Here is a 26,783-nt window from a genome sequence, read left to right as displayed (position 1 = left end):
TGCAAATGCTCTACACACTCCGCTGATCGACGGCGACGCTAAGCCGACAAAACAAACGCCGTTCCCCGCAAACAACCAGCATCGACACGGTTCCTCGGCTTAACGTCATCCTCGGCATAATCGCTGTTAAGCCGAATTCGGCTTAACAGCGACCGCGGCACCCCATATGCCTCGGCTCAGATCACTGCGCCACAGCAGTTCTTCGAAGGTGGCGTTAACAATAGAAGCGACAATCACGATTATGGTGACGGCGAAGAATCCGTAGTCCTGGCCAGGAAGGACCCTCCATTCGAATGACCCACTTGACTCGCGCAGTGAACTAGTGACCCACTGAAGCGTAGCCACCCCGGCCAAGACGACGACAACGCTCGCCACCACAAGCAACGATGCGTGCGGGACGAAGATTCGTCGCCACCGGCGGTGCGCCAGATTGGCCGTCAAGAGGAGCACGCTCCCTAGTGCCGGGACGAGCACATACCAGCCCGCGATGGCGGGCAGAAACGTCACTATGCAGAGCAAAACGAAGAGTGCGCTCGAACGGTCGCCTCGGGTAATGTATGCGATCGCCACGATGCTCAGCAAGACTAGACAGACGACGGGGATCCATAGCGACACAGCGGACCCCAGGTAGAGCGCGCCAATGATTGCCGGAACAACCACTGGTGCGCCACCACAACGGGGGCCGCTAGGCGAGAACGGAAGATCTCTCCTCCAGAGTGCCTTGACGGGACTACGGAACGGAGATGACCTGAAGAGGAGTGACGCACGGGTTCTTGACACCCTTCTTAGTGTCCGTTGTCTGCCACTCGGTCGAGGACTGAGCGACGCCGTTAAGGGCCGCGCTGCCGCGTGATTGAGTACGGAATGTGCCGGTTTGGCAGAGAATGAACCCACTAACGCCGGTGTATGTGACCCCGCTCTTCAAAGTAGTTTGAGACGTCGTGTTGGTGCTGTTCGTCACCGACGCCCACGAATTGCCGTTCCACTTCTGCAGACGCGTCTCAATCTTGAGGTTTGATTGCTTCCCAGACCGGCTCGTCAGACTTTCTACCGAAGCAACCGCCGCCCCCCGAAGCACATACCGCAAAGCTGTCGCCCGACAGCACACGCGGCATTCGCGTACGTCCCGCGATCTGATCCCGGTTGTCGTGATCTTGTCTCCTCGCAGTGGGGTTTTCTGACGCCGTCACAGGCCCGCGGCCTGGGAGTCACGGCGTCGCAGCTGGCCAGGCTTGCTGAGCACGGCGCCCTGACACGCGTGCAGCATGGCGTGTATCTGTTCGCTGGGGTGCCGTTCGATCGGCACCGCGCACGACAGGCAACTTGGCTTTCCCTCGACGCCCGTCATTCAGTGTCCGAGCGACTCCTGGTGCCGGACCCGGCGGGCGTCTCGCACGCTTCAGCCGCCGCGCTGCACGGCATTGGGAACCGAGACGCCGACGTTCTCGAGTTCACCCTCGCGGGCCGCAAACAAAGCCGACAAGCGGATGTGCGCATCCATCGTGGTGTGATCCCGCAATCGGATTGGACCCAAGTGCTGGGACTTCCCGTCACCACGCTGGCCCGCACCGTCGCAGACCTCGTCGCGGCCGGCCTCGACGGGGGACACCTCGCGGGTCTGGCCCGAGACGCGATCTTCTCGGCGGGGGTCGACCTACAGGAGCTCGGCAGCAGGCTGGCACCCTTCGCCGCCAGGTACGGCGCACCGGTCGGCGAAGATCAGGCGTTCGTTCGGCGTCTTCTGGATGAGGCTGGCATTCCTGCGGCCACGGAACAACTGGTCCAGGACCGAGCCCTGGACCTCCTGCGCCAGCTATATCGCCAGCCTAATGCGGGGTGCCGTTCGTAAAGATGGCCGCCTCGGCATCGCGCCGCCGAGTAACGTCGTCCACGACGAACTGGATAAAGTACTCGACGTGATCACCCATTATGACGTCTTCGACTGTACGTCTTCGACAGGCCAGCGGTGGGCGACACTTTATGGTCGGTGTTGCCGCGCGCCATAGACTCGGGAGGACGCGGCGACAAGGGAGACGAATGAGCGAGTTGGAGCATCACGTTCGGGCACTGTGGACGTTGTTCGAGCCGATCCACGCGGTGACGTATTTCTCGCCGGAGGCGAGGGAGGCGTTCGCGGACATCGGATTGACCCGTTACTGGGACGGATACTTCGCCGGTCGCGCCGCCCCGCTCGGAGCTGTGATCGCGGCCCCGGTGGTGGCGATCTTCAGTGGGTTCGCTCCGTTCCTGGTCGAGCGGGTGCTACCGGCTGTGTGGTCGACGGTGACGGTAGACCGGGTCCTCGACGCGCGGTCGCGGGGTGCCGCAGCGACGTTGCGAAACCTCATGCCCGACGAAGGATCTGTCACCGAAGCGGCTGACGTACTTGCCCAGGTAGCGGCTCGTGTCGACACCATAGGTCGACCACTCGCGGCGGCGAACAGGGCTCTGACCGTGGAGTCGGATCCGTATCGCCGTCTCTGGCAGGCCGCGGCGACTCTTCGCGAGCATCGCGGAGACGGTCATGTGATGGCGCTGGTCGAGGGAGGGATCGCGGGCATCAGCACACTCGTGTTGCGGAGCGCGGTGGACCTCGACGCGATGAGTGTGCGGAAGTCGCGTGGCTGGACAGAAGAAGAGTGGGCGGTCGAAGTCGAAGAGCTCATGACTCGGGGGCTGCTGACCGTCCAGGGCGAGATCAGCGAGAATGGCAGGGCGGCAGTGGATTGCGCTGAGAATATGACCAACCAGCTGGCCGTCGGTCCGTGGCGCGGATTGAATGACGATGAGATCGCAGGTATTGCCCGCACGCTCGCGCCCATCGCGAGAGCGTGCCAAACGGTATTCCCGTTTCCGAACCCGATCGGGATGCCCCGGCCGTGGGATCCGGATCTCGACCCGAACGCGTCCGCCGTCCCGACCTCGCCGCGGGCGAGTGAAATGATTCCGCTATGAAAATTCGAGCGAGCCAACCCCGGCTCAGCAATTCAACTGAGACGGCGACGTCGGAGGTCCCCCTTGCGGGCCTGGATCGTGCTCGTCGGCGACGGAATACATTTGACCTATGACTACACCAGCGCGAAAGGGTGAGCGCCCCGTTGTCTCGACCGAAGGCCCGCAGACACAGCTGTCCCAGCAGTCCAGTCCAGGCATGTGGGGTCGGCTCGTGGCAGCAACCTTCGGGCTGGACTCCGTTGTCGAGGGCCACAGCCAAGTGTCACCATCGTCTTCACGCGCCGTCTTCCTCGTCGACATAGCGGAGGCACGTTTGCCTGAAACATCGCTGGCTCCGGGCAAGCGCCTTGAACCGGTTCACCTCCACGGCGTGCATGACACGAGCGTTCACCTGTGCCTGCCAGCGAAACGCGGCACGGAACTCACCGAACTGGGATGGGCCGAACCGCATCAGTATGAGGACTACGGCACCGAATTCATGATCTACGGCCCGCGCACCGAAGCAGAACTGGACTTCGTTCTCGCCCTCATCGTCGAGAGCGTATCCTTCGCTCGCCACGCCACAATCCCAACGCGCTAAACGATCCGCGTCACATGCGAGGCACGCGAGACCTCGATGCCATCGAGACGATTGGAACGAGGCTGACCAACTCTTGATCAGCAAAGTCAAGCCACGCGGCTGGGCGGCCGCACGCGCGGGTGCTGCGCGTGGGCGCGAGCCCGGCCTCAACACCGTCGTCGTGACGATGTGTTCCCAACCCGTTTCGCTCAAGGTCGCCGCGGAGAACTGGCGCCGACTTTCCGGGATGAATCACATTGCTCTTCACGGAGGAATTTCGGCGGATATCGACCGCATTGTCGGTCAGGCACCGACCCACGGCTGGAAGGCGCTGTACTCGGATCGGTATCCCTACGCTGGCGGTCCCGACCACTACGCTGCGTATCTTGAAAACGAAGCGGGTTTCAAGGTTGAAGTCGTCGGCATGGCAGCGCGGCCGTATGCATCCGCTCGGTCACATCGGTGTCTTTTACAGCGTGACCGTGTGCCCGGCTGTGTTTGGTGCGCTGGGCACGACACGGTCTCAGCGTGCGGTGACAGAATTGGGCGGAGAGGCGATACGGATCTCGGTCGCCCTGTGCAGAGAAGGAAATCCATGGCGACAATCGAGCTGCTCCACATTGCCGACTGCCCGAACTCCGGAGAAACCCTTCTCCGCCTGCAGCGCGCGGTCGAGAACACGATGTTGGCGAACACCTTCATCAAATCCACCCTGATCGATTCCGCCGAGACAGCCGCAAGTTTTCCCTTCGCTGGTTCCCCGACGATCCTCGTTGACGGTGTCGATCTCTTTCCCACGGACGGCCGCACCAATGATCTCGCCTGCCGGATCTATCTCACCCCGAACGGCATGGCCGGAGCTCCCACCCAGCAACAAATTGAAGCAGCGCTCAATGCTCATGAATAAGTCCTCAGAACTCACCTGTTCCTGCTGCGGTCGCATCTATTCGCGCCGCCGGGTGCATGCCCTCAGCGACAACGTCTACATTTGCCGTCGCTGCGGGCTGTGGGTCGCACTCCGGCTGCGGGCCGATCCAATTGAGCATGATCAGCACCAGGAAATAGCGCTGCATAAGCCCGGGACCCACCCTTACCGGCCGGTGGTGATTGGTCAGCCCCTGCTGTAATGTCAGTGCATGCTGACTATTGCTTCGCGAGTGGACGTGATGAACCGGTTGGGCCGAGCGATGGCCGTTTCTACCAGATCTCGAATCCTGCTCTCCCTCCTCGCTGGGCCGGGCTATCCGGGTGCGTTGGCACGCGAGCTGGAGCTGTCGCGGTCGAACGTGTCCAACCACCTGTCCTGCCTGCGAGGCTGCGGAATCGTGGCCGCCGTTCCGGAAGGGCGCTCGACTCGGTATGAGATCGCGGATCCTCACGTGACAAAGGCGCTGTTCGCCCTGATGGATGTGGTGCTCGCCGTCGACGACGGTCTCGGCTGCGTCGATGAGACCTGCGACGTGCCGTTCTGTTGCGGGACTGACGCATGAGCCTTCCCGCCCACGCCCGAGTGGTTGCGATCCAGCCTGACCGAACGCAGGTTCTCCGTCGCCGGATTCGGTGGATCGTCGCGGCGACCATTGCCTACAACGTCATCGAAGCGATCATTGCGATCGCGGCCGGGAGTGTGGCGTCCTCAGCGGCCCTCATCGGGTTTGGCCTGGACTCTATCGTTGAGGTTCTCTCCGCGGCCGCGGTGGCCTGGCAGTTCGCAGCCCCAGACCCAGAGAAGCGGGAGAAGACCGCGCTTCGAGTCATCGCGTGGGCGTTCTTCGCTCTCGCAGCGTACGTGACCGTCGATGCCGGGCTGTCCCTGCTCGGTCTTCGGGAAGCGGAGCACAGCACGGTCGGCATCGTGCTGGCCGCGGTCAGCCTTCTGGTGATGCCCTTTCTGAGCTTCGCCGAACGTCGCGCCGGCCGGGAGCTGGGCTCAGCCTCGGCGGTCGCTGACTCGAAACAAACCCTGATCTGCTCCTACCTCTCTGCGGCCCTGCTAGTTGGGCTGCTACTGAATACCCTTTTCGGTTGGGCGTGGGCCGACTCGGTCGCAGCCCTCGTGATTGTCGTCTTCGCCGTCAGGGAAGGCCTCGAGGCGTGGCGCGGCGACGCCTGCAAAGTGCCCGTGGCTGCTCTGACCGGGGAACGCGACGTCGACCACGAAGACTGCTGCTGAACCAAGTCACTCGCTCCGACACAACGGCAACGCCACCGCCGTAAACGCCTGCGCCTGCTGCCCCACGCGCCGGCGCATTTCGCACGATGCCTGAATCGCGACCTACTCGATCAACGCCACCGCGGCATCGAGCTCGTCCACCGTGGGCGCGGTCACGCAGATGAGTCCGGTGGATCGTCGACGACTATCTCGGATCCGTTCGACTCGGTGACCTCCGGGCGGCCACGTCGAATCGAAACAGTGCGGAACCGGAGATTGAGACGCTGTGTCGGTCTGGACGACCGTAGGTGCATTTCGCGCTGCGTTCCTCGGCCTCGGCCTCGACGCGCTCCTCGCTTCACCCTGGCTCAGGGACGCCGAAAGGGCCGCAGTCAAAAGTTGGCGCGGCAGCGTCCAGTCCGTGTGAACGATCCGCCGACCAGACTTCGGCGTGCGGACGCTCACGGCTGGGCGGCTGCGCGCGGCGTCAGTCGACGTTCGTTCGTCGCAGGAGACGGGTTCATCTGAATTTGACGCCCGGATGCGATGGACCATCAAGTACCGTCGTGCCGAGCGCGGTGAGTCACAGAAGCACACGCGCGCAGATCAAGACTTGTCAGGGGCGGCCTCAAGAGTTGATTGTTCGGAGGACGCCTTCTTATCTGTCCTACGATTCAAAATGGACCCGAGTGCGCCGGTAACCCCGGAAGTAGCACCCTTGACGGCTGCACTTGCATTCTCCGCAGCAGCGATTGCCCGCGGCTTATCAGGGATACCGTCGCCGTCGATGTCAATCGCGCGGAAAGATTCGGTGGCCCGGTAGAAGGTTTCGGCCCCAATACGCCCGGCAACATTGACCCCTCCCGATGCAGATGCAAAAGCTTTGTCTCGCGCGTCAGCGACGGCCTGACCCCATCGTCTCGCGTTCTCGGACTCGTGGCCCGACGCGATCCCGAGCCGCCCACGGAATTCAAGGACGCCGACCGCGACTTGATTGCTCGATTTCACCGCCGCCGGGGAGTCGAACGGGTTGAGAATGACTTTAGCGTTCGCGCGCTGCACAGTCGCGTGCATCTGGGCCAGAATGCGTGCCGTCGTGCGCGCGATGAGGTCGACACGATTCTGACGTGCTTGAGCCAGTCCGAATCGGTGAGTCTCCAGATCAGAAGGCGCAGCGTCGAGCACTCGGTCGAGTTCGAGTATTGAGACCCCGTCCTGAAGTTGAACCGTCCGCGCCAGGACCTTGAGCCATTCGAACACCCTTGGCTCGGCTTCTTTGGTCGCCCGGGCGATTTCTCCGAGATCTGCTTTCTTCTCGAGCTTCTCGGCGATGTTGTCGAGTTGAAGAAGCGAGTAGCCCTGCGTGCGCGCTAGCGTCATGCCACAGGCTTGCACCTTCGACCAGGTGACCTCGGAGACTCGCCCGACGTGGTTACGCACAGTAAGGGCGTCTTCGATGATCAGGTCGACGCCGATCATGTCCGCTAGAACTGCGTCCTTCTGGCTTCGCAGTATATCGTCGACCTTTTCGTCGAGCTCCCGGAGGTATTCAACAATCTCATCCATCTGCTGCTGCATCGCGCGCTGTTGCATCATCGTGGACAGGGCGGTCAGAGCGAACGGCCCACTAAGCAATACGGTCGGGTTTGAGATTTGAAGCCACTTCTTGATATCGCCGGGATTACCAATCATCGCGTGGCTGACCCCGGGGGTTTTCGTCGCCATCAATCCGAATTCCTTTATGGCCTCGGCCGACTCGGCGGTCAGCTTCACCCACCGACCAGAGTTCGCCGCGAGATCCGCGCCTACTTGCGCGGCCGCCGCGCCGGTGCCAGAGAACGACCAAAGCCGATGAAGATCAAGCTTCCGCGACGGCGCCCGGTCTAGCCCCGTCGAAAGGAAAAACCGCTCGACATCGGCTGAAGCGCCAAAGGCCACGAGACCGTCCCCGTCACTCACCAGTTCGATCTCGCTGCTCATCGCTACTCCTGTCGCTTGTATGGTTCTCTCTCACCTTAAGGCCCCTGCAGGGCACCTTCTCGCCGGCCAAGTTCCCCATCTGATCGCACCCGCGAGGCCCCACAGCACCAACCACAGCTGCAACCCGATGCCCGTTCAATGGGGTGCCGGCGCTCCGGCAGGCGGTCGTTTTGCACCAGCACCATGTCGGCACATCCGAATGAATCTTCTCCGCACAGGCGATAGCAACCCGGCTGACCCCGGCCCGGCTGCCTCACGGCCCTGATCGCGGCTTCGGGGGCGACGCCCCAGAGGTGACGGGGATCCGCGTGCAAGCGGCGCCTTAACGCAGACGGTGCCAGGAGCAGACGGTTGCTCGGCGTCTCCTGCCGGCCGCTAAAGGATTCCTGCTCAGATGAATTCGACGGTCGTGAATCGTGGAGGCCCATAAACGGGGCGGCGACGACCGGGGCAGAGATGTGGCCGACGTCGGTGCAGACATTCGTTGCGACCGGCACATCGAACACGCTCATCGATTGCTCCGTTTGGATTCGCAGGGTCCGAGGGACTGGCCGACGTTCCAGAAGAAGTTGACGAGTGTGACGGCCACTCCGCAGATGATCGCGGCGCCGCCAGCCACCCTGACGCCTGTCTTGCCGCGGGAGACGAGGTGCGGGGTGGACGACTTGGCGCCGAATCCCTAGACGGTCGCCGCGACGATAAGGGCGAGAACGCTGAGCATGAGGCCGATGGTCTCGTGACCGCCCCGACGATGATGCGCATCAGCCCACTGCCGGGAAGTCCCGTGCCGTTCAGGTTGATATCGATCATTGGACCTTCCTGTTCCTCTGCCTCGGGTTCGCCAGCCAACCCGCCGCCCGCACCCTCCAGGCGCGATCACGCGACCGACAGACCCGCATGCTCGTCCATGATCTCGAGCCCATTTGGGCCGACGCGACGACAGTACGTCCGGGAATCAGCTACAGCGAACATGCCGCATTCGATGCCGCCGACCCCGAGGCGAGGTTGGTGTCTTTGGGAAAGTACTGGCGTAGTAGGCCGTTGGTGTTCTCGTTAGAAGACAGCCTCCCTCGGACGGCGCCAGGGCGACCTCGACTCGATCCGCTTCACTTCCCAGGCCGGATGCGGTTCCCGAATCCGGGTGCCAGAGACCTGCCAGAACGGCACAAACGCCGACGCTACGAAGTTCTCGACAGGATGTTCACAATGCCCTCTCGGAGCCTTCCCAAATTAACTGTTGATCGAATATCGGCCATACTTTTCTCGACGCACGGTACCAGTGGGCCGCCTTCGATTCCGAATAGAATCTTCCTTCGGTACATCGACCGGAGAGCAAATCGCCCGTCATCAAACAAGACGTAATGTGTCCCAGTCCAGGCATCGGCGTCAGCACTCGAATCTAGCAACCAACCACGCCCAATTTCAGCGCCAGCCCAAAGCGTTCGGGTAGGGCCGGATCCGTTGTGGAAGAGCAGGTCACGAATCCTAGTCTCGTAGATTGCTGTCGTGGGGATGGATCGGTGACGCATCTCCGTCGCGAACTCTTTCAATAGCGCCTCGGCGGCCAGAGAGGTCTTGCCCTGGTCGGCCGACTTTCGCGCTTTGTCGACACCACGCTGTGCTTTATGTGCTGCGGCATCCTCTGCAAGTCCCATGGCAAGACAGTAGCGCCTGTCCGCAGGGTCACGTCCCGCTGAGTGGTGTAGTTTCCGGTTTTTCCCGTCATCCCGATGACGTGAGGAGCCATCGTACGATGGTCAGTGAGAACTATCTAGAATTCTCACGAGAGATCACCACACACGATGGCTCTTGACCAGTTGGACCTGTGGACCTGCTAGGCCGACTGAAACAAACCGATGTCACCCACCGGGTTCGCTCGGCCACAGAGAAGCTCTACCAGGAGCTGATCAATCCGAAACATCCGCCTTCATCGGCGCCGGCCCGTTCGAACGCTCCGCTTCCGCGCCCAGAGTATGTCCGCGGCGGAGGGCGCGATCGGATGCGCGCGAGCAGGTGCCGGGAAGCAAGGGGGAGCATCCGCTCTGAATTGTGGCCAGCTACTTTCCCCCAGCAGATATCCAGTTCTAAAGTATGGGAAGGCAACCTCTATTACGCGCCTTCGCCCGTTGCGACGGTATGACTCTTAGTCCCTTCAGGTTCTTGTTGCCGAACATCTGCAAGGCCACGCCATGTTTGGATTCATTCCGGCAGCCACGGTCCGCAGCTATTTCTTCTTGCGCCGGTTCATGCCGACCGCCATTGTTATCGACGACATCAATACGCGGCGTGGGCTGAAGTGGGGGGTGCCTGCGCTCTGGGCTCCCAAGTACCGACCTCTGATGCGTTGCCCTCGCGTTCACGGCGCTCTCCCGGCCGTGAACAGATACGCAATCATGGGTAGGCTCGATGAAGTGCGTTTGCAGAACTTGTTGACGTGCCGCTCGGCGGGCAATGTCCCGTCGCGCTCGGCTGGAACGTGAAGGAAACACCGTGTCTGATCACGCAAGAATCAAGGGGCACACCGTGACCCGCACCGTGCACATCGAGGCCTCGCGCGCGCACGTCTGGAAGGCGCTGACCGACCCCGAGGTGATGGTCAAGTGGTTTGGCGACGGTGTGGGGTTCGCCGCGCTCGAGCCCGGTGCTACCGGCAGCATCGACTGGGATGACTACGGCAGCTTTCCGATCGAAATCACCGAGGTCGTGCCCGACGGCTCGTTCGGCTTCCGTTGGTCGGGAATCCCCGCCGAACAGCTCGACGAGTACTCGACTCACGTGCGCTTCACCCTCGCCGATGCTGGTACCGGGACGGATGTCACGGTGTGCGAATCGGGTTTCGAAACACTCCCCGGCGGCACCCGCTACCGGCGCGAACGTCTTGAGCAGAACCGAGAGGGCTGGGACGTCGAACTCGACGAGCTCGCGATCCTATTCGAGGGTGTCACTGAGTAGTAAACGATTACGGGGGAGTCGCTCGACGAGTTGGCCACGTTGCTCGGCCGTTAGAGGACTGTTTGGCGGACCGCAGAAGATCTGCGTGAAAGCGCCCAAAATCTGCCCAGGGATTGCGCCGCCCGTGAGTTCTAATGACCCGCTTTGGCCAGCTTGTGCATCCGGATTTCGTCTAGACCTCTCGGACGCCGATGACGGCGAGGAGTGCTTCCGGGCTCATAGTTGAGTCCGCGGCGCGCAGGGCTTCGAGATAGATGGGTACGTCTTCAATCCAGTCGAATACCCGGGTGCCATCGGTGAGTGCGAACAAGAGCGCGTCGGCGAATAGCCGAGTGACGCGCCCGTTGCCGTCCGTGAACGGATGACGGTGGACCAGACGGTGGTGCGTGTTCAATGCAATCCACTCGGGTGCTGCCGCCCCGTTCTCGATCTGCCAGGCAAGGGTGCCCAGTCCTTCGGGGAGGCGTTGCCGTCGCGACGCTGGCTCGACCCCGATGCTGAGTTCGCGTTGTCTCAGATTTCCCGACCATTGCCAGATCGTGCCGAAGCATGCTGCGTGGATATCTTCTAGGGTCCCCGCTCGGGTGAGGTCCACCTGTCCAACCTCATCATTTGGCGATGCCTAACAAGAAGTCCTCGGACCCTGCGGCGATCGCGACTGCCTCCACCAAATAGACCTCGTCCATGGTGTGCAAGCAAACTCCCGCCACGAAGGCGATTTGGTCGTCAGGTTCAACGGGGTCCCAGAACAGGGAGAGGGTGCTGCCATCTCAGTCGTTGCGGCGAGCCTTGATCGACGCTACGAGAGTCAAACTCTTCGGCGCACGATCCGACGGTGTGGGTGCGACGCGGGGCGTCCGGCCTTCGATCGCCATTGTGCACTGCGTTGAACGAACCACGAGGGCGCAAGCTAGAACGGCCTTGTTGCCTCCTCGACGAGCTCCAGCAGGTGCCGGTAATTCTGCCCGGTCGCCCGGCTCATCCCGACCTCACAGGTGCGATTGGCCGACGCATACGAGGCAAAGCTGAGCTCGGCGATCTCCGCCGACTCCCGTGCGGTCGCCGAGGCGGTGAGCTCCGGATGCAGTAGCCCGCGGTCTCCGGCGAAGCCGCAGCAACTCCAGTCCACCGGAACGTGCACATCGGGGCTGATTAGTTCCGCTAGTTCGGTCATTATCGTGTTGATGCCGAGTTGTGTCGACGAGCAGGTGTGATGCAGGGCGATCGACGACACTGGCATCGTGACCGGGAGAAGCTCGATCACGTTCTCGTGAATGAACTCGACAGCGTCGACGAATCGCAGCACCGCATAGTCTCCACCGGCGGCGATAGCGTTTTTCTGCATAGTCTCCAACCCCTCGGTGCAGGAAGCCGCGTCGCACACGATCGGCAGCTCACCGCCGCGACTCGCGGCTAGCAGCGCCGGAAGCACGGAGTCGGTCATCCGGTTGTAGCCGCGCGTATTTCCCTTCGACTTCCACGGCGTGCCGCAGCAGAGCGAATCAATGCCTGTGGGAACCGTCAGGCTCACGCCGGCCCGCGCGCACAGCTCCCGAAAGGCATCGGTCACTCCGATACCGTCGGCCGCGGGGCCGAACATCGCACCGATGCAGGCGGCGAAGTACACGGCGACCGGCTCGCCCTCCGGTTCGCGCGCCGGCAGAGTCCGGCGTCGCGAACCGCCGCGCGGCAGATCCTTATCGTAAAGCGGCACCGTGTCGGCGCCAAGCAGCGCCCGGCCGACCCGAGTGGCGGCAGTAACCAACGGTGCCGGTACCCGGTCAGCCACGCTCAGCGCCAGACCGCCGAGCGCGGTGACCGCGCCCCAATTCTTCGCCGCCCCGAGCCAGACCGATTGCTCGAGCGCGCTGGTGTTCTCAGCGCGTAAGCGGCGAACGAGATCGCCGGTGTTGATGTTGACTGGGCAGGCGACCTGGCACATCCCATCGACTGCGCAGGTCTCGACACCGTCGTAGTTGTAGTCGCGGCGCAGCTCAGCCAGCAGCGTCTCATCGCCACGGGCCTCTGCGGACTTCATCTCCCGGCGAATCACAATGCGCTGCCGGGGCGTCATGGTCAGGTCCTTGGACGGGCAGGCCGGTTCGCAGTAGCCGCACTCGACACAGCGGTCTACCTCTCCCTCCACCACAGGGGCGAGCTTGAGGTTTGCCATGTAGGACTGAGGGTTGTCCGAGAGGATCACGCCGGGGTTCAGTAGACCGGTCGGGTCGAACAGGGCCTTGAGCTCGCGCATCACGGTATAAAGTTCGTCGCCGTATTGGCGCTGCACGAACGGGGCCATGATGCGCCCGGTGCCGTGCTCGGCCTTGAGTGAACCGTTGTTACCGAGAACGAGGCAGACCATCTCCTCAGTGAACCGCGCGTAGCGGGCGAGGGAGGTCTGGTCGTCGAAATGCTCGTTGAGCATGAAGTGGATGTTGCCATCCTTGGCATGACCGAAGATTACGCTTTCTTCATAGTCGTAGGCGTCGAAGAGGTCGATCAGGCTTTCGCAGGTGCCGAGTAGCGCCGGAACCGGAACCACGATGTCTTCAAGCAGGGCCGTCGTTCCTGACGGGCGAGCGCCGGCGACGGTCGTGTACAAGCCCTTGCGGATGTGCCAGAGGTTCGCCCGTTCGCGGGCGTTCCCAGTCAACGACAGCGGAGCAATCAGGTCGAGTGCCGCTAGGGTGGCAGCGCCGGCATCCCGCTGCTTGGACAGCTGGTCAGGGCTCGCGGCCAGGTACTCGAGCAGTAGGGCGGCGTGCCCGTTGACGCTGAGCGCCTGAAGCTCCGGCGTACTGTCTGGCTGGGTCTGGGCGACCCGTAGCGAGGTCGCATCCATGAGTTCGATCGTGCCGAGCCCGACTGCGACCAGCGACGGAAGCGCCGAGGTCGCCGCACTTAGGCTGGGAAAGAGCGCCAGTCCGGTCAGCGCATGGGGGAGCGCGGGAACGGTGTGGAAGGTGACCTCGGCGATGAAGCCCAGGGTTCCCTCGCTGCCGATCATCAGGTGGGCGAGGATATCAACCGGGCACTCGTAGTCGAGAAACGAATTGAGCCCGTAGCCCATAGTGTTCTTCATCGAGAACTGTGCTTGGATCACCGACACGGACGCCGCTTTCCCGCGGACTCGATCCCGCAGCCGGGTCAGCCCGCGGTAGAGGGCCGGTTCGAGGTGGCGCAGGCGGTCGTCGGCGTCGCTGGCCCCGGTGTCGACGATAGTGCCGCTCGGCAGCACAACTACCATCGATTCGACAGTCTGGTAGCTGTTTTGTGCGGTGCCGCAGGCCATTCCGCTCGAGTTGTTGGCGACGACCCCGCCGATTGTGCAGGCAATCTCACTCGCCGGGTCGGGTCCGAGTTTGCGACCGAAGCGGGTGAGGCGCGCGTTCACCTGACGCACTGTGACACCGGGCTGCACACGCACCCGCGCGCCGGCATCCAGTACCTCGATGGAACGGAAATTGGCCCGTGTATCGACGAGGATGCCGTCGGTCACGCCCTGCCCGCTCAGGCTGGTTCCGCCGGAGCGAAAGGTCAAAGGGATGCCGCGGCGCTGGCTCTCCCGATACAACTCGGCCACCTCGGCCGCGGAAGTCGGTGTGGCGACACTGGTTGGAACGAGCAGGTAGTGCGACGCGTCGTGCGCGTATTTCAGTCGATCAATCGAGCGGTTGCTCGAGGCAATCGAGGTGTTCGGTGCTGATGCGGGTGCAGAAACGGGTATCGATGCGGCGTTCATTCAAGATCCTTTCAGGCTACGGCTGTGCACTGCCTCATATGTGGTGCGGACCGCAGTCATCGATTCGTCGAATGAGGCCTGTGCTACCGCGGTGAAGAGGCAATCGATAACCATGAGCTGCGCGATTCTGCTGCCGAGCGCCCCGGAACGGAACCGGGTTTCCCGTGCGGCGGTGGTCAGCACGATGTCGGCCGCGTTGGCCAGGGGCGATTCCCCGAAGTTGGTGATGGCGATCGTCGCAGCACCTGCAGCACGCGCGAGCTTCAGAAACTCCACGGTATCGATCGTCGAACCGGTGTGCGAGACTGCGATGGCGACACAGGATGCGTCGAGTGTGGCCGCCGAGGTCCAGGCAGAGTGGGGGTCTGGCCAGTTGAGGGCGGTGCGGCCGATTCGCGTAAGTTTCTGCTGCAGGTCCAGACCCACGAACGAGCTTGCCCCCACGCCGAAACTGTCGATGCGTCTGGCTGACTTCACCAGATCAACGGCTCGGCCGAGCACCAGCGTGTCGAGCACTTTGGCGGTGTCGGCGATCGACAGCGTTTCATTGAGGGCCACTTTCGCCACGATGTCGGCGAGGCTATCCTCCCGGTTGATGTCGCCGGACACCGAGGAGAAGTTGGAGTTCTGCAGGTCTTCCCGCGTCGTCTCCCGAGTGAGGTCGATGCGCAGATCTTTGTAATGTTCGTATCCGATGCGTTTGTAGAACCGCACGACCGAGGTCGTGGACGTGTCGCAGCGGACCGCAAGCTCGGCGATGGACAGGTTCACGGCATCCGCCGGGTGTGCCAGAAAGAGTTCAGCGATCCGCCGTTCGGTGGGGCGAAGCGAGGGCATGGCGGCACGCATGCGCACCAGAACGGTCCGGGAGTCCGGTCGTTCGAGGATGTCATCGGTCACGTTCTGTCCCTTTCGAACGGTGAAACGGCCACGGTGCGGTACCTCTGTCGTGGGGTCCTCACTGCATACCGACAACAATACGAGAAAAGAAAGTACGCATGTTGTAAATGTGGTGTACTTTTATTCCAACCTGGATCACAGACGCTTTCAGTGTGACCGCGAGTCGGCGGCCTCATGCAATGGAGCATCACAACACACCTGAGGAGTAACCCTTGTCGCACGGTTTCCGTTTTACTCGTGGGGCAGTCTCGGCACTCGGTATCGCCGCGATCGTTTCACTTGCAGTATCGGGCTGTTCAAGCCCCGGCACGCCAGCACCCGCTGAAAGTGCCAAGTCCGGCGGTTCGTTGGTCGTTGGAGTCACGTCAGACCCCGACACCCTCTTTCCTTGGAAAGCCACCCAGTTCCAGGCGGTCAACGTTCTGCAGAACGTGTACGGCACCCTGACCGAGTTCGATGGGGACCTGAACGTCGTTCCGGGCCTCGCCGAGTCGTGGGATGCATCCGAAGACGGCTTGACCGTCACCCTGAAATTGCGTGAAGGAGTCACCTTCGCCGACGGCAGCACGTTCGGTTCAGAAGACGCCGTCAGCTCGCTGACGAAGATCCAGGAACAGGCGACCGCCGCGGTGTCACGCAGCGCGCTCGCCTCCGTCACGGCCATCGAGGCCAGCGATGAGAACACCGTGTTGCTGACCCTGTCAGCCCCGGATGCCGCACTGCCGGCTAGCCTCGCCGTGATCAACATGGCGATGCTCTCCTCCGATGACACCGAAGAAGCGCTGAACACGACGCCCAACGGCACCGGCGCCTACTCCTTCGACACCCGCGCGGCGAACCAGTCGATCACCCTAGTGAAGAACACCGCGTATTGGGGCGACGAGCCGACGCTAAAGAGCGTCGAGTTCCGCGTCATCCCCGACGAGTCGTCGATCGTGTCGGCCATGCAATCCGGCAACGTGCAGATGGCTGTCTTCGACGACCCGTTGGTCGCTCAGACCGCTGAAAGCGGCACAATCACGATCGCCAAGACACCGCAGCTCAGTTACCACGCACTGCAGCTGAACGCGACGCGCGGCGATCTCACCGACGTCAACGTGCGCCTCGCGATTTCCTGCGCCATCGACCGCCAGGAAGTGCTCGACACCGCTGCGCTCGGCGAAGGTGAAGTCACCGGCCCGATCACCTCACCGGCCTACAAGTCCGACACGGACGCACGCCCGTGTCCAGAGCGTGACCTCAAGAAGGCTGCCGCTTACCTGGCCAAGGCCGGCAAGGCTGACGGCGTCACCATCAAGACGATCGTGTCGCAGGGCGAGTACGCGACCTCGGTGAACGAATCTCAGAACCTCAAGGCGCAACTGGCCGAGGCGAAAATCACCCTCGATGTCGAGACCCTCGAATCCGGTGCCTACGTCGACCGTTGGATCGCCGGCGACTTCGACGCCGCCGTCGCTCTGAACGGTGGACGCCCGGACCCCGACGGCATGTACGGCCGTTACTTCACCAGCACCGGCAACCTGAACAAGGTCGCCGGCTACAGCTCGCCGGAACTGGACGCGCTGTTCGCCGAGGGCCGTGCCTCGAGCGACCCGAAGGACCGCGCCGCCATCTACGAGAAGGTCTCGGCCGAGCTTGAAGACAACGCCGCCTGGGTGTGGCTGTTCACCAGCTACAGCTACACAGCGACCGACTCTGCGGTGCAGGGCTTCGTGCCCATGGCCAATGGTTCGCTCCAGTACTTGCGCACCACAACCGTCAACTAACGATTGCCGGGGCGGGTGCCGACTGACAACGTCGGTACCCGCCATGCAATTGGGAATGCCCGAAGGACATGCTCAAAACTTTCTCCCACAACAGCGTCGTGCATCGAATTGGCGCCGCAGCGCTCACCCTCTTCGGTGTCGCGATATTTGTCTTCATCATGCTGCGGGCCATTCCCGGTAACCAGATCACCGCGGGTCTCGGCACCGAAGCCGCTGCGCTCACCCCGGCGCAGAAACTAGCTCTCGAGCAGTATTACGGTCTCGACCAGCCCCTGGTCGTGCAATTCTTCTCGTGGCTGGGGAACCTGTTCACCGGAAATCTCGGGTTTTCCTCGCGCGCTCAGCAGAGTGTTCTCGACCTCACCGTCGCAGCCCTGCCGGTCACCTTCGAACTTGCGATCTTCTCGATCATTCTCGCGCTGCTGATCGGGATCCCGCTCGGGATGCTGTCGGCCTCGAAGCCAGACTCCCCGCGTGACGCCCTCGGCCAGATCGTCGGCCTCGCCGGCCTGTCAATCCCCGCCTTTCTGCTCGCCACTGCGTTACTCTCAGGGCTTGCCTCCTCTCTCGGTTTCAATCCGAACGGGCAAGCCTTTGCCCCGCTGTTCAGCGACCCGCTGCTTAACCTGCAGCAGATGCTTCTCCCGTCTTTGGTCCTCGGCTTCGGAATCGCGGCCCCGATCATGCGCACCACACGCACCGCGGTGCTTGAAGTGCGCTCCAACGACTTCATTCGCACGGCACGCGCCAAGGGTGTTCCGCCCCGCCGCTTGCAGCTGAAGCATGTGCTCGGCAACGCTCTCGTACCGATCGTCACGATGACCGGTCTGCAGTTCGGATACCTTCTCGGCGGCGCCGTCGTCGTCGAGCAGATCTTCTCACTGCCGGGCATCGGCCGGCAGGTTCTGCTCGGGATTCAACAGAAGGAGTACGCGCTCGTGCAGAGCACCGTGCTGGTGATCGCGCTCACGTTCGTGATCGTGAATCTACTCACTGACCTGACTTATCGCCTCATCGATCCCCGGGTGCGCGCTTCATGACCGATCTCGCCCCGGCGCCCGTCGGCCCCACGCGCCGCACCGGCAGCGTCGCAGCCGGTCGCCTCCATGCACTACTGCGGAGCCCCAGCGGTCTGAGTGGTGCAATCATCGTCAGCCTGCTCGTGCTCCTGACGTTCGCTTCGTACTTTTCCCTGCTGCCCTATGAACCGATCGCTCAGGATCCGCCGTCGCGGCTCCTTGCCCCGTCGTTTACGCACTTGTTCGGGACCGACCAGTTCGGCCGCGACGTGTTCTCCCGCGTTTCCGCCGGGGTGGCGAACTCCGCCCTGATCGCCGTTGTCGCCGTGACCTTCGCCACTGTGATCGGCACGATGGGCGGCCTTATCGCGGGCTTCTTCCGCGGCATCCCCGATGCCGCCATTGGCGGAGTTACCAACGTACTCTTCGCGTTCCCACCGTTGCTGCTCGCCCTCGCCCTGGTATCCGTGTTCGACCGCAACTGGTTCACCATCGCTGTCGCGATCGCCATTGTCTACGTGCCGATTTTCATCCGCGTCACCCGCGGTCCCGTGCTCTCGCTCCGGGAGATCGAGTACGTGAAGGCCGCCACGAGCACTGGCGCCAGCCGCATCGCGGTGATGATGAGGCACGTGCTGCCGAATATTACCTCGATCATCATCATTCAAGTCACTTTGTCGCTGTCGTGGGCGGTGCTCACCGAAGCCTCGCTGAGCTTCCTCGGCCTGGGAGCACCGCCGCCCACCCCGTCGCTCGGCTCGATGATCTTCGAAGCACGCACCCTGGTCTACATCGCCCCCTGGACCATGATCGCGCCCGGCGTGATCGTCGTTCTTCTCGTAGTCGGTCTCAACCTGCTCGGCGATGGCCTGCGCGACACACTTGATCCCCGAAACAAAGGCAAACGATGACCCGGCACGACCTCAGCCCGACCGAAACAGCAGCTCCCGACGCCGCGACGATCTCACTCGTTGGGCTGACCACCGAAGAAGCAGACCCGCGCTTCGCCGAGATCGATCGGATGTCGGTGGGCAACTTGGCCGCGCTGATGAACGACGCCGACGCCACGGTTCCCACAGCGGTGGCGCTGGCCCTGCCGAGCATTGTGCCGGCGATTGAAGCTACCGCTCTTCGGATGAAGGCCGGCGGCCGCCTGATCTATGTCGGGGCGGGAACGCCCGGGCGGATCGGCGTGCTCGATGCGTCGGAATGCCCGCCCACCTTCAGCACACCGCCGGAGCAGGTCTTTGCGATCATCGCCGGAGGCTTGAAAGCAATCGTGTCACCTTGCGAGGGAGCCGAGGATGACCCCGCAGCCGGCGCATCCGCCATCGATGCGGCGGGCGTGACCTCTCTCGATACCGTGATCGGCATTGCATCCAGCGGCCGAACCCCCTATGTGGTCGCTGCCGTCGCCCGTGCGCGGGAACTCGGCGCGCTCAGCATTGGACTTTCCTGCAACCGTGGAACCGTGCTCAGCGAGGCGGCCGAATTTGGCATCGAGGTTCTGGTCGGGGCGGAGATACTTAGCGGATCCACCCGGTTGAAGGCCGGCACGGCGCAGAAACTCGTGCTCAATATGTTCTCGACCATCGTGATGGTGCAGCTTGGCAAGACCTACGGCAACCTGATGGTCGACGTGAAACCGACCAACGTGAAACTGCGAGCGCGCGCCCTCGGCATTGTGCGCACCATCGCCGGCGTCAGTCGTGACCGGGCAGAGGCCGCACTCGCGACCAGCGGCAACAACGTCAAGCTGGCGATTGTGCTGCTCCGCACCGGTTGCAGCCCCGAGGAAGCCGGCGCTCGCCTGAGCACCGTCAACGGAAACCTACGCGCAGCTCTGGAGGAACAATGAAGATTCTCGGCATGATCTCTGGCACGTCACACGATGGAATCGATGCGGCAGTCGTCGACTTCAACTTCGCCGACGGCGTTCTGACCGGGGCCGTACTACACCGCAGCGGCACGCCCTATGAACCCGAGCTGCGTGCCCGGCTGATCGCGGCGCTTCCGCCCGCCGCGACGACCCTCGCCGAGGTCTGCGAGCTCGACACCCTGATCGGGCAGGCCTTCGCAGACGTCGCGGCTGCGGCAATCGCGGCCGACGGCAGCGTCGACCTGATCGTCTCGCACGGTCAGACCGCCTTCCACTGGGTGGACGGCGGCCACGCACTCGGCACTCTGCAGATTGGCCAGCCCGCTTGGATCGCCGAGAAAACCGGCACCCCCGTCGTCTCAGATGTGCGCATTCGGGACATTACCGCGGGCGGGCACGGCGCCCCGCTCGTCTCCTTCCTGGATGCGCTGCTGCTCGCCGGATCGCCCGGAACCCCCGCAGCACTGAACCTCGGCGGCATCTCGAACATGACGGTGGTCCCCACCGACGGTGCACTCTACGCCTACGACATCGGTCCGGCCAATGCGCTCATCGACGCGACGATCACCGAACGCACCTTGAACACACTCGGCTACGACGAGGACGGCCGGATCGCTGCATCCGGTTCGATTGATGCGGTTCTGCTCGATCTGCTGCTCGGTGATGCCTACTACGTGCTGCCCGCTCCGAAGAGCACCGGAAAAGAGCACTTCCACGGCAGCTATGTCAGCGATGCGATTCTCCGCTCCGAACGCACCGTAAGCGACGTCGATTTGGTAGCCACGCTGACCGAGCTGACGGTGCAGACCGTGGCCCGCGACGTGCGCGGCGCCGAAATCGACCTGCTCGTGGTCTCGGGTGGAGGATGCCACAACTCGGTGATTCTGGACGGCCTGCGCGCCGCCCTGCCCGGTGTCAATGTAGTGCTATCCGATGAGTTTGGTGCACCGGCCGACGAGAAGGAAGCCATCGCGTTCGCGCTCATCGGTTGGTGCACGGCCCACGGCCTCCCCGGCACCAACCCGGCTGGAACCGGGGCGCGCGGAGCGCGCATGCTCGGCACGATCACACCGGGCAACGGCCCGCTGGTGCTGCCAGCTCCGCTGACCGAACCGCTCCGCTCGCTCACCCTGCACACGAAGCGCTGAGCCGGGCATGTCCATCGCCTATCGCCCAGCAACCGCGGGGGACATTGACGGCATCGTGACGGTCTTTCTTGACTGCTGGCGCGGAAGCTACCGGGCGGTTCTGCCAGCACACCTGATCGACGCGATGACCGATGCGCAGGCCCACGCCCTCTGGTCGCGGGTGCTCGCCGAGGCGGCGCCAGGCGAGGTACTCGTTGCCGAGCGGGATGCCGATGCGATGGCGGATGCGGCCGCTGAATCTGATGCGGGTGTGGTGCCGGGCGTCTCCGATACGTCGGGAGCGACCGCTGCACTGGGTGCAGGGGCGCCTCAAATTATTGGCGTCACGCGCTTCGTTGCAGGTCTTGACGGCCAGGGCGCGGTTCACTCCCTCTATGTCTCGCCGCTTGCTCAAGGCACCGGCATCGGCTCCCACCTGCTGCGCGCGGCTGGCGATGCCCTGGTCGAAGCCGGCATGACGACCGCCGGATTGTGGGTCTTCAGGGACAACGCACCCTCGCTTGCCTTCTACCAGCGTCAGAACTGGACGCCCACCGGAGAGACCCGAGTGCAAGCCGAATTCGGCGAGCCGGAACTGGGCCTGGCCCGCCAGCTCACCGCGACCGTAATATCTGGAAGCGCCTCGTGAGCGGCAGCCAGACCGGCACGCGTTCGGTGTGCTCCCTCGCTTTCGCATTCGCCGCGCTCGGCGGTACCGCCGCGGTGATTCCCGCGATCATCCCGGCTTTCGCCGCCGACCTCGAGGTGCAGTCTGCTGTCCTGCTCCCAGCAATTCCGGCGCTGTTCACCGGGCTGCTGGTCGGTGTGTTGTCCACCTCGTTCGCCTCCGCGCTGTTTTCGTTGACTTCTCTGTTGCGGGCCGGAGCCGCGGCTCAGGCCCTCGGCCTAGCTGTGACTGCCTGCGCCCCCGCGCCGCTCTGGTTCGTAGTCGGCGCCGCCCTAGCTGGCTTCGGCTTCGGCATTGTCGAGGCAGCCGGCACCGCTGCCGTGCGGGTCATTCGTTCCGACGGAATACCGCGCGCCCTGACCAAACTCACCCTGATAATCAGCATCGTTGCCACCGTCACGCCGCTCGCGGTTCTCGCTTCGGCGATGCTGGGCTGGGCGCGTCCGATTCCGCTGCTGATCGCGGTCGTGCAGCTTGGTGTCGTCGCAAGCCTCCGGAGGATTCCATCGGTGCCGCGCCGGACACCGGGCGACGGTGCCACCAAGACCTCTGGCGCTGCTGCCGGCGCCGCCCGCCCGGGCGGTTCGGCGCACACTGCGCAACTCTCGTTTCTCGCCGCTGCCCTGTTCTGCTACGTGGGCACCGAATCGGTGATCTCGGGGTGGTCGGCGTCGACCTTGGAACACAACCTCGGGGCATCCGCGGCTGTGGCACCCCTCGGCACCAGCGCATTCTGGTTGCTGATGAGCCTCGGTCGGATGTCGGGCGTCGCGGTGACCGGCAGGGTGTTCCCGGGACGCGTCGCGCTCGGCTCTACCGCGCTGATCGCCCTGGCCCTCTGCGGGGCGGCTCTGCTGCAGGGACCGTATCCCCTCATCGCTCTACTCGGCCTGGGACTCGCGGTATTCGCCTCGGGGTCGTGTTACGGACTCCTCATCGGTACCGCGGTCGAACGCACGCCGGAGCGGAACGCCGTGCACGCGTCCTCGGCATTCGTCGCGCTCGGCGCGGCCGGGGGAGCGACGATCCCGTTCATCGCAGCGTCGGTCACGTTGTCGTCTGGTCAGGGCGCAGCGACGACCACGGCGGCCATGTCGGCTGTGGCGCTGTTCGTGCTCTTCGTCGCTTCGTTGGCCTGGCGGGCGACGCCTACCGTGACGGTGCCCGCTGTCGGGGCGGCCGCTGGGACGGCTAGGACCAGCGGCTTCGTCATCGCCTCCTCCTCATCCTCCGAGACATTCGCCGAGGCCTCGCTCGGCTTATCGATCGGGGGAGAACGATGAGGTCCCACGTTGAACAATCGACCGTGCATACCGTCGATGTTCCGCTGGTGCGCCCGTTTGTTACGGCGATCCGCCGGGAAGAAGCGATTCAGGCCGTGCTCGTTGAGGCCGTCGATTCCGACGGACGCAGCGGGTGGGGTGAAGCCGCCGCTAGCTGGCGGGTGGCAGGCGAGAGCCCGGCGAGCATCGCCGCTCCCGTGGCCGGTCCGCTCTCAGCCGCAGTGCAGGGCCGCACTCTAGAGCAGCTCGCCGCGGTGAGCGCTGAGCTGGCCGGCAGCATCCTGCATAACGATGCCGCACGTGCCGGGGTCGACAGCGCGCTCTACGACCCGGCTGCCGAGCGGGCCGTCGACATCATCAGGGGCTGGGAAGACGCCAGCCTCGGCCTGGAGTTCGTCAAACAGCCCGTCATCGCCGCGGCAGCCTTCGTCAGCATGCTCTCGCCAGCGGATCGTCAGCGCGCGCAGAACCTCGACGCGGGGCGCTGGCAACACTCCTCTCCGGTGTGCGGCGGCGTGAGCTACCGCGGTGACATGGTGCTTCCGGACTCGGATTTTGGCCTCAGAATCAACGGCATCGCTGGCCCCTCGAAAACGGAGAGTGGGCGATGACGCTCTCGACGATTCTCGACCAGGCCGCCCGGCAACTGATCCACACCATTCCCGCCGGTCTTCCCGCCGGCAGCACCCCGCCGGCTGGTGTGGCCTTGGCCGTGCGCGCGCCCGGCTTTGACCAGACGGCGCACGCCGGTTTCCGCGCGCTGCCCACTAGCCAGACGGATACCGCGCCCCTGGGTCTTGACACTCAGCACGACCTCGCGTCGGTCACCAAGGTTGTGGCGACGACCACCGCCCTGCTCCGGCTGGTGTCAGATCGGCTGCTCAAACTCGATGACCCGGCGCACCGGTACCTGCCACGGTTCTGCGACGGCCGGAAAAACGAGATCACGGTGCGCCAGCTGCTGCAACACCGGGCCGGTCTCTGGGAATGGCAGCCGCTCTATCTCGCCGCCGACACCGTTGACGCGGGATTCGAATTCGTCGACCGGCATCCGCTGCGCTATGCGCCCGGAACCGCACGTCACTACTCAGACTTCGGCTTTATCCAGCTCGGACGCATCATCGGGTCGGTGACCGGTCTGCCACTGCCGGACGCGATCGGCGCGTTGGTCACGGGTCCACTCGGTCTCCGCTCCACCCAGTTCGCTCGGTCCCTTTCCGACGACGTCGCTACGAGCTCGCTCGGTGACCAGGCGGAATTCGTCATGGTCGATACTGGAACGCCCTATCCGGTGCCCTACAAGAGCGGCGACTTCAGCGGCTGGCGACGCACGCCCCTGCGCGGTGTGGTCAACGACGGTAACGCTTTCCACGTCTTCGACGGGGTGTCGGGGCACGCCGGCTTGTTCTCGACGCTGCCCGACCTGATGACCTTCGCCGACGCGTTCGCACACTACGGCGATCATGAGCAACTTTGGCGTCCGGAGGTGGCGGAAGAATTTTTCGCCGCTGGACCTGATGCCGAACAGGCATTGGGATTCCGCCGTTCCCAGCTCAAGGTCGGGGGTCGACAGCTCGATCTGCTCTGGCATCCTGGGTTCGTCGGCTGCGTCGTCGGCTTCGTCCCGGGCCACGGAGTGTCGCTTGGTCTCGCGAGCAACCGCCTGGTCACCCCCGGCATCCCGATTCCGACCGATAGCTTGTGGGAGCGGCTGCGCGGGGCCGCAACCGCAGTGCTCGACGAGACCCTCGGCTCGACACACAGCGCGGCGAGAACGTAACCTACGCGCAGGCGGCATCCGCTCGCCCCACACCGTGAGACCATACTCAAGTTCGCACAGCACCGAAGAGGTAACCATGAACACCCCCACACCCGTTCTGTCCATCCGTGACCTGTCGGTGTCCTTTAACACCGGCGCCCGCGAGGTGCAGGCGGTCAAACATGTCTCGATCGACGTGCTGCCCGGTCAGACCGTCGCGGTTGTCGGCGAGTCTGGTTCGGGCAAATCGACGACGGCTGCCGCGATCAACCGGCTACTTCCCGGCACCGGCCAACTGACCAGCGGCGAGGTGTGGTTCGACGGTGTCGACTTGGCCTTGCTGAGCGAACGGGAGATGCAGGCGATTCGTGGCGCGGGCATCGGCATGGTGCCGCAGGACCCGATGTCTAACCTCAACCCGCTGATGCGGATCGGAGCTCAGGTTGCCGAAGCACTTGAGGTGCACGGCGTCGCGTCGGGGGCAGCGGCTAAGGCGCAGGTGATCGAACTGCTCACCATGGTCGGCATTCCCGACCCCGAACATCGGTTGAACCAGTACCCGCACGAGTTCTCGGGCGGGATGCGCCAGCGCGTGCTGATCGCGATGGGCCTCGCCTGTCGCCCCAAGCTGCTCATTGCCGATGAGCCCACTTCTGCGCTCGACGTGACGGTGCAGCGGCGCATTCTCGATCAGCTCGATCTACTGACCGCCGAGATGGGCACCTCGGTCTTCCTGATCACCCACGACCTAGGGTTGGCCGCCGAGCGCGCCGACAAGATTGTCGTCATGCTGCGCGGCGAGATCGTGGAGTTAGGGCAGGCCGAAGAGATTCTGGCAGACCCTCAGCACGAGTACACCAAACAGCTGTTGCAGGCCGCGCCGAGCCTCACCTCGATCAGCATGGTCGGGGCGGTCAGAAATCGCCAGATTGCTGGATCGTTGGATGTCGTCGCGACGACGTCAAGAGATGCCGCGGTGCAGCCCGCCGTCGACAACCTCGTTGAGGTGCGCGACCTCACGAAGGTCTTCACGATTCGGGCGACCGGAACTGGGGTGGCGTCACAGTTCACTGCTGTCGATCAGATGAGTTTTGGTATCCCGCGTGGACACACTGTATCGATCGTGGGCGAGTCGGGGTCCGGCAAGTCGACGACTGCGAATCTGATCCTCGGTCTCGAACCGATCACGTCGGGCACCATCCTGTTTGCCGGTGCCGACATGGCGACCCTCGGCAAGCGGGAACTCTTTGCTTTCCGCCGTCGTGTGCAGCCCGTGTTTCAGAACCCCTACGCCTCGCTGGACCCGCGGTACACAGTCGAGGAATCGATCGCCGAGCCGCTCCGCGTACACAAGGTGGGAACCAAACAGACCAGGCGCACGATGGTGGCGCAGCTCCTTGACCAGGTGGCGCTTTCCGCCGTCATCGCTGAACGGCTACCGCACGAACTATCCGGAGGGCAGCGCCAACGAGTGGCGATCGCCCGAGCGCTCGCACTCTCCCCGGAGCTCGTCGTACTCGACGAAGCAGTCTCGGCGCTTGACGTGCTCGTGCAGGCTCAGATCCTCGACCTGCTCGGCGTATTGCAGCGTGACCTCGGTCTGAGCTACTTATTCATCAGCCACGATCTCGCCGTGGTACGGATGATCTCGCACGAGGTACATGTCATGCAGGGTGGGTGCATCGTCGAGAGCGGAACACCGACCGAGATTTTCGAGAATGCGCAAGTTGACTACACCCGTGAGCTGCTCGATGCCATCCCTGGGGCTCGCCTGAATATCTAGTACGAGAGCCCGGCCAGGGATCAGGTAGACCACCTCGGCCGATATGTTGACGAGCATATGACCATCGCCCGCTTAGACGGCGATAACACCATCAATGAGACTGAAGGCAATAAGACGATCGCGAGGAGAACATCATGGCAGTCGCGCGCTGGGCAACCCGGTCCTGGTTACCGAAAGGCGAGTAATATTCATCGACGGTCTCCTCGCCGTCGCGGTGCTCTTCGACTTGGTGCTCG

21 protein-coding genes and 3 pseudogenes are annotated in these 26,783 nt (G+C 63.6%); 18 read left to right on the top strand and 6 right to left on the bottom strand.

The features are described from left to right. Positions 1 to 1,018: 1,018 nt before the first annotated feature. The 7 genes and pseudogenes from CJ028_RS22025 to CJ028_RS20025 form a co-directional block, all read left to right on the top strand. Positions 1,019 to 1,273: pseudogene (locus CJ028_RS22025) on the top strand (type IV toxin-antitoxin system AbiEi family antitoxin domain-containing protein); the annotation flags it as partial. Between the two features lie 78 nt (positions 1,274 to 1,351). Beyond that, positions 1,352 to 1,849, top strand: a complete 498-nt coding sequence (locus tag CJ028_RS21605; RefSeq protein WP_240607448.1) for a hypothetical protein — start codon at positions 1,352 to 1,354, stop codon at positions 1,847 to 1,849. 188 nt (positions 1,850 to 2,037) lie between these two features. After that, positions 2,038 to 2,955, top strand: a complete 918-nt coding sequence (locus tag CJ028_RS20045) for an SCO6745 family protein (protein ID WP_205684103.1) — start codon at positions 2,038 to 2,040, stop codon at positions 2,953 to 2,955. A gap of 109 nt (positions 2,956 to 3,064) precedes the next feature. Then, complete coding sequence (locus CJ028_RS20040; RefSeq protein WP_240607446.1) at positions 3,065 to 3,535, top strand: luciferase domain-containing protein; 471 nt, start codon at positions 3,065 to 3,067, stop codon at positions 3,533 to 3,535. A 73-nt stretch (positions 3,536 to 3,608) separates the two neighbouring features. Then, entirely contained in the window at positions 3,609 to 4,421 is an 813-nt protein-coding gene (locus CJ028_RS21600) for a VOC family protein (RefSeq protein ID WP_240607444.1), read from the top strand. 229 nt (positions 4,422 to 4,650) lie between these two features. After that, a complete protein-coding gene (gene cmtR, locus CJ028_RS20030; RefSeq protein WP_105036901.1) occupies positions 4,651 to 5,004 on the top strand; it encodes a Cd(II)/Pb(II)-sensing metalloregulatory transcriptional regulator CmtR in 354 nt (117 codons plus the stop codon). Then, entirely contained in the window at positions 5,001 to 5,687 is a 687-nt protein-coding gene (locus tag CJ028_RS20025) for a cation efflux transmembrane domain-containing protein (protein ID WP_105036900.1), read from the top strand. Before cmtR ends, CJ028_RS20025 begins: the two co-directional genes overlap by 4 nt. A 6-nt stretch (positions 5,688 to 5,693) precedes the next feature. Here CJ028_RS20025 and CJ028_RS21595 read toward each other — a convergent pair. The 3 genes and pseudogenes from CJ028_RS21595 to CJ028_RS21590 all read right to left on the bottom strand — a co-directional run. Next, positions 5,694 to 5,864 (bottom strand): annotated as a pseudogene (locus CJ028_RS21595) (PrgI family protein); the annotation flags it as partial. Between the two features lie 408 nt (positions 5,865 to 6,272). Beyond that, positions 6,273 to 7,646 carry a hypothetical protein gene (locus CJ028_RS20020; protein ID WP_105036899.1) on the bottom strand — a complete coding sequence of 458 codons (1,374 nt, stop codon included), beginning with the start codon at positions 7,644 to 7,646 and terminating at the stop codon, positions 6,273 to 6,275. Between the two features lie 508 nt (positions 7,647 to 8,154). Further along, positions 8,155 to 8,456: pseudogene (locus tag CJ028_RS21590) on the bottom strand (DUF6112 family protein). A 1,680-nt stretch (positions 8,457 to 10,136) separates the two neighbouring features. On the opposite strand from CJ028_RS21590, the gene CJ028_RS20010 reads away from it, so the two are divergent. Beyond that, positions 10,137 to 10,598, top strand: coding sequence for an SRPBCC domain-containing protein (locus CJ028_RS20010; protein WP_161499033.1), 462 nt, complete (start codon positions 10,137 to 10,139; stop codon positions 10,596 to 10,598). A 172-nt stretch (positions 10,599 to 10,770) separates the two neighbouring features. Here CJ028_RS20010 and CJ028_RS20005 read toward each other — a convergent pair whose 3' ends face one another. The 3 genes from CJ028_RS20005 to CJ028_RS19995 all read right to left on the bottom strand — a co-directional run bounded on the left by CJ028_RS20005 (position 10,771) and on the right by CJ028_RS19995 (position 15,243). After that, positions 10,771 to 11,193 carry a Fic family protein gene (locus CJ028_RS20005; protein ID WP_105036897.1) on the bottom strand — a complete coding sequence of 141 codons (423 nt, stop codon included), beginning with the start codon at positions 11,191 to 11,193 and terminating at the stop codon, positions 10,771 to 10,773. A 315-nt stretch (positions 11,194 to 11,508) separates the two neighbouring features. Beyond that, entirely contained in the window at positions 11,509 to 14,343 is a 2,835-nt protein-coding gene (locus tag CJ028_RS20000) for an FAD-binding and (Fe-S)-binding domain-containing protein (protein WP_105036896.1), read from the bottom strand. Continuing rightward, positions 14,344 to 15,243 carry a MurR/RpiR family transcriptional regulator gene (locus CJ028_RS19995; RefSeq protein ID WP_240607443.1) on the bottom strand — a complete coding sequence of 300 codons (900 nt, stop codon included), beginning with the start codon at positions 15,241 to 15,243 and terminating at the stop codon, positions 14,344 to 14,346. Between the two features lie 212 nt (positions 15,244 to 15,455). Here CJ028_RS19995 and CJ028_RS19990 point away from each other — a divergent pair, with 212 nt between their 5' ends. The 10 genes from CJ028_RS19990 to CJ028_RS19945 all read left to right on the top strand — a co-directional run bounded on the left by CJ028_RS19990 (position 15,456) and on the right by CJ028_RS19945 (position 26,547). Further along, positions 15,456 to 17,009: an ABC transporter substrate-binding protein gene (locus tag CJ028_RS19990; protein WP_105036895.1), complete on the top strand. Its 1,554-nt coding sequence runs from the start codon at positions 15,456 to 15,458 to the stop codon at positions 17,007 to 17,009. A 68-nt stretch (positions 17,010 to 17,077) separates the two neighbouring features. Beyond that, positions 17,078 to 18,049 (top strand): ABC transporter permease, encoded by a 972-nt coding sequence (locus CJ028_RS19985; RefSeq protein WP_105036894.1) that lies wholly within the window; start codon positions 17,078 to 17,080, stop codon positions 18,047 to 18,049. Next, positions 18,046 to 18,939: an ABC transporter permease gene (locus CJ028_RS19980; RefSeq protein WP_105036893.1), complete on the top strand. Its 894-nt coding sequence runs from the start codon at positions 18,046 to 18,048 to the stop codon at positions 18,937 to 18,939. Before CJ028_RS19985 ends, CJ028_RS19980 begins: the two co-directional genes overlap by 4 nt. Next, positions 18,936 to 19,886, top strand: coding sequence for an N-acetylmuramic acid 6-phosphate etherase (gene murQ / locus CJ028_RS19975; RefSeq protein ID WP_105036892.1), 951 nt, complete (start codon positions 18,936 to 18,938; stop codon positions 19,884 to 19,886). The genes CJ028_RS19980 and murQ overlap by 4 nt, the downstream gene beginning before the upstream one ends. After that, a complete protein-coding gene (locus CJ028_RS19970) occupies positions 19,883 to 21,055 on the top strand; it encodes an anhydro-N-acetylmuramic acid kinase (protein WP_105036891.1) in 1,173 nt (390 codons plus the stop codon). The genes murQ and CJ028_RS19970 overlap by 4 nt, the downstream gene beginning before the upstream one ends. Positions 21,056 to 21,062: 7 nt before the next feature. Continuing rightward, entirely contained in the window at positions 21,063 to 21,683 is a 621-nt protein-coding gene (locus CJ028_RS19965; RefSeq protein ID WP_105036890.1) for a GNAT family N-acetyltransferase, read from the top strand. After that, positions 21,680 to 23,005, top strand: a complete 1,326-nt coding sequence (locus CJ028_RS19960; protein WP_105036889.1) for an MFS transporter — start codon at positions 21,680 to 21,682, stop codon at positions 23,003 to 23,005. Before CJ028_RS19965 ends, CJ028_RS19960 begins: the two co-directional genes overlap by 4 nt. Then, the gene (locus CJ028_RS19955) at positions 23,002 to 23,616 is read left to right on the top strand and encodes an enolase-like domain-containing protein (RefSeq protein ID WP_105036888.1); all 615 of its coding nucleotides are present in this window, start codon (positions 23,002 to 23,004) and stop codon (positions 23,614 to 23,616) included. The genes CJ028_RS19960 and CJ028_RS19955 overlap by 4 nt, the downstream gene beginning before the upstream one ends. After that, entirely contained in the window at positions 23,613 to 24,785 is a 1,173-nt protein-coding gene (locus CJ028_RS19950; RefSeq protein ID WP_105036887.1) for a serine hydrolase domain-containing protein, read from the top strand. The genes CJ028_RS19955 and CJ028_RS19950 overlap by 4 nt, the downstream gene beginning before the upstream one ends. A gap of 76 nt (positions 24,786 to 24,861) precedes the next feature. Then, entirely contained in the window at positions 24,862 to 26,547 is a 1,686-nt protein-coding gene (locus CJ028_RS19945; RefSeq protein ID WP_105036886.1) for an ABC transporter ATP-binding protein, read from the top strand. Positions 26,548 to 26,783: the final 236 nt, after the last annotated feature.

The organism is Cryobacterium aureum (assembly GCF_002954245.1).
Lineage (GTDB): Bacteria > Actinomycetota > Actinomycetes > Actinomycetales > Microbacteriaceae > Cryobacterium > Cryobacterium aureum.
Note: the sequence above shows the minus strand (reverse complement) of the source record. Positions and strands in the feature narration are given on the sequence as shown.

Bases quoted from the DNA above. Each gene is read 5' to 3' on its own strand.
- CJ028_RS20045 (WP_205684103.1), top strand. From the start codon at position 2,038: ATGAGCGAGTTGGAGCATCACGTTCGGGCACTGTGGACGTTGTTCGAG.
- CJ028_RS20040 (WP_240607446.1), top strand. From the start codon at position 3,065: ATGACTACACCAGCGCGAAAGGGTGAGCGCCCCGTTGTCTCGACCGAA.
- cmtR (WP_105036901.1), top strand. From the start codon at position 4,651: ATGCTGACTATTGCTTCGCGAGTGGACGTGATGAACCGGTTGGGCCGA.
- CJ028_RS20025 (WP_105036900.1), top strand. From the start codon at position 5,001: ATGAGCCTTCCCGCCCACGCCCGAGTGGTTGCGATCCAGCCTGACCGA.
- CJ028_RS20020 (WP_105036899.1), bottom strand. From the start codon at position 7,646: ATGAGCAGCGAGATCGAACTGGTGAGTGACGGGGACGGTCTCGTGGCC.
- CJ028_RS20000 (WP_105036896.1), bottom strand. From the start codon at position 14,343: ATGAACGCCGCATCGATACCCGTTTCTGCACCCGCATCAGCACCGAAC.
- CJ028_RS19985 (WP_105036894.1), top strand. From the start codon at position 17,078: ATGCTCAAAACTTTCTCCCACAACAGCGTCGTGCATCGAATTGGCGCC.
- CJ028_RS19980 (WP_105036893.1), top strand. From the start codon at position 18,046: ATGACCGATCTCGCCCCGGCGCCCGTCGGCCCCACGCGCCGCACCGGC.
- murQ (WP_105036892.1), top strand. From the start codon at position 18,936: ATGACCCGGCACGACCTCAGCCCGACCGAAACAGCAGCTCCCGACGCC.
- CJ028_RS19970 (WP_105036891.1), top strand. From the start codon at position 19,883: ATGAAGATTCTCGGCATGATCTCTGGCACGTCACACGATGGAATCGAT.
- CJ028_RS19965 (WP_105036890.1), top strand. From the start codon at position 21,063: ATGTCCATCGCCTATCGCCCAGCAACCGCGGGGGACATTGACGGCATC.
- CJ028_RS19955 (WP_105036888.1), top strand. From the start codon at position 23,002: ATGAGGTCCCACGTTGAACAATCGACCGTGCATACCGTCGATGTTCCG.
- CJ028_RS19950 (WP_105036887.1), top strand. From the start codon at position 23,613: ATGACGCTCTCGACGATTCTCGACCAGGCCGCCCGGCAACTGATCCAC.
- CJ028_RS19945 (WP_105036886.1), top strand. From the start codon at position 24,862: ATGAACACCCCCACACCCGTTCTGTCCATCCGTGACCTGTCGGTGTCC.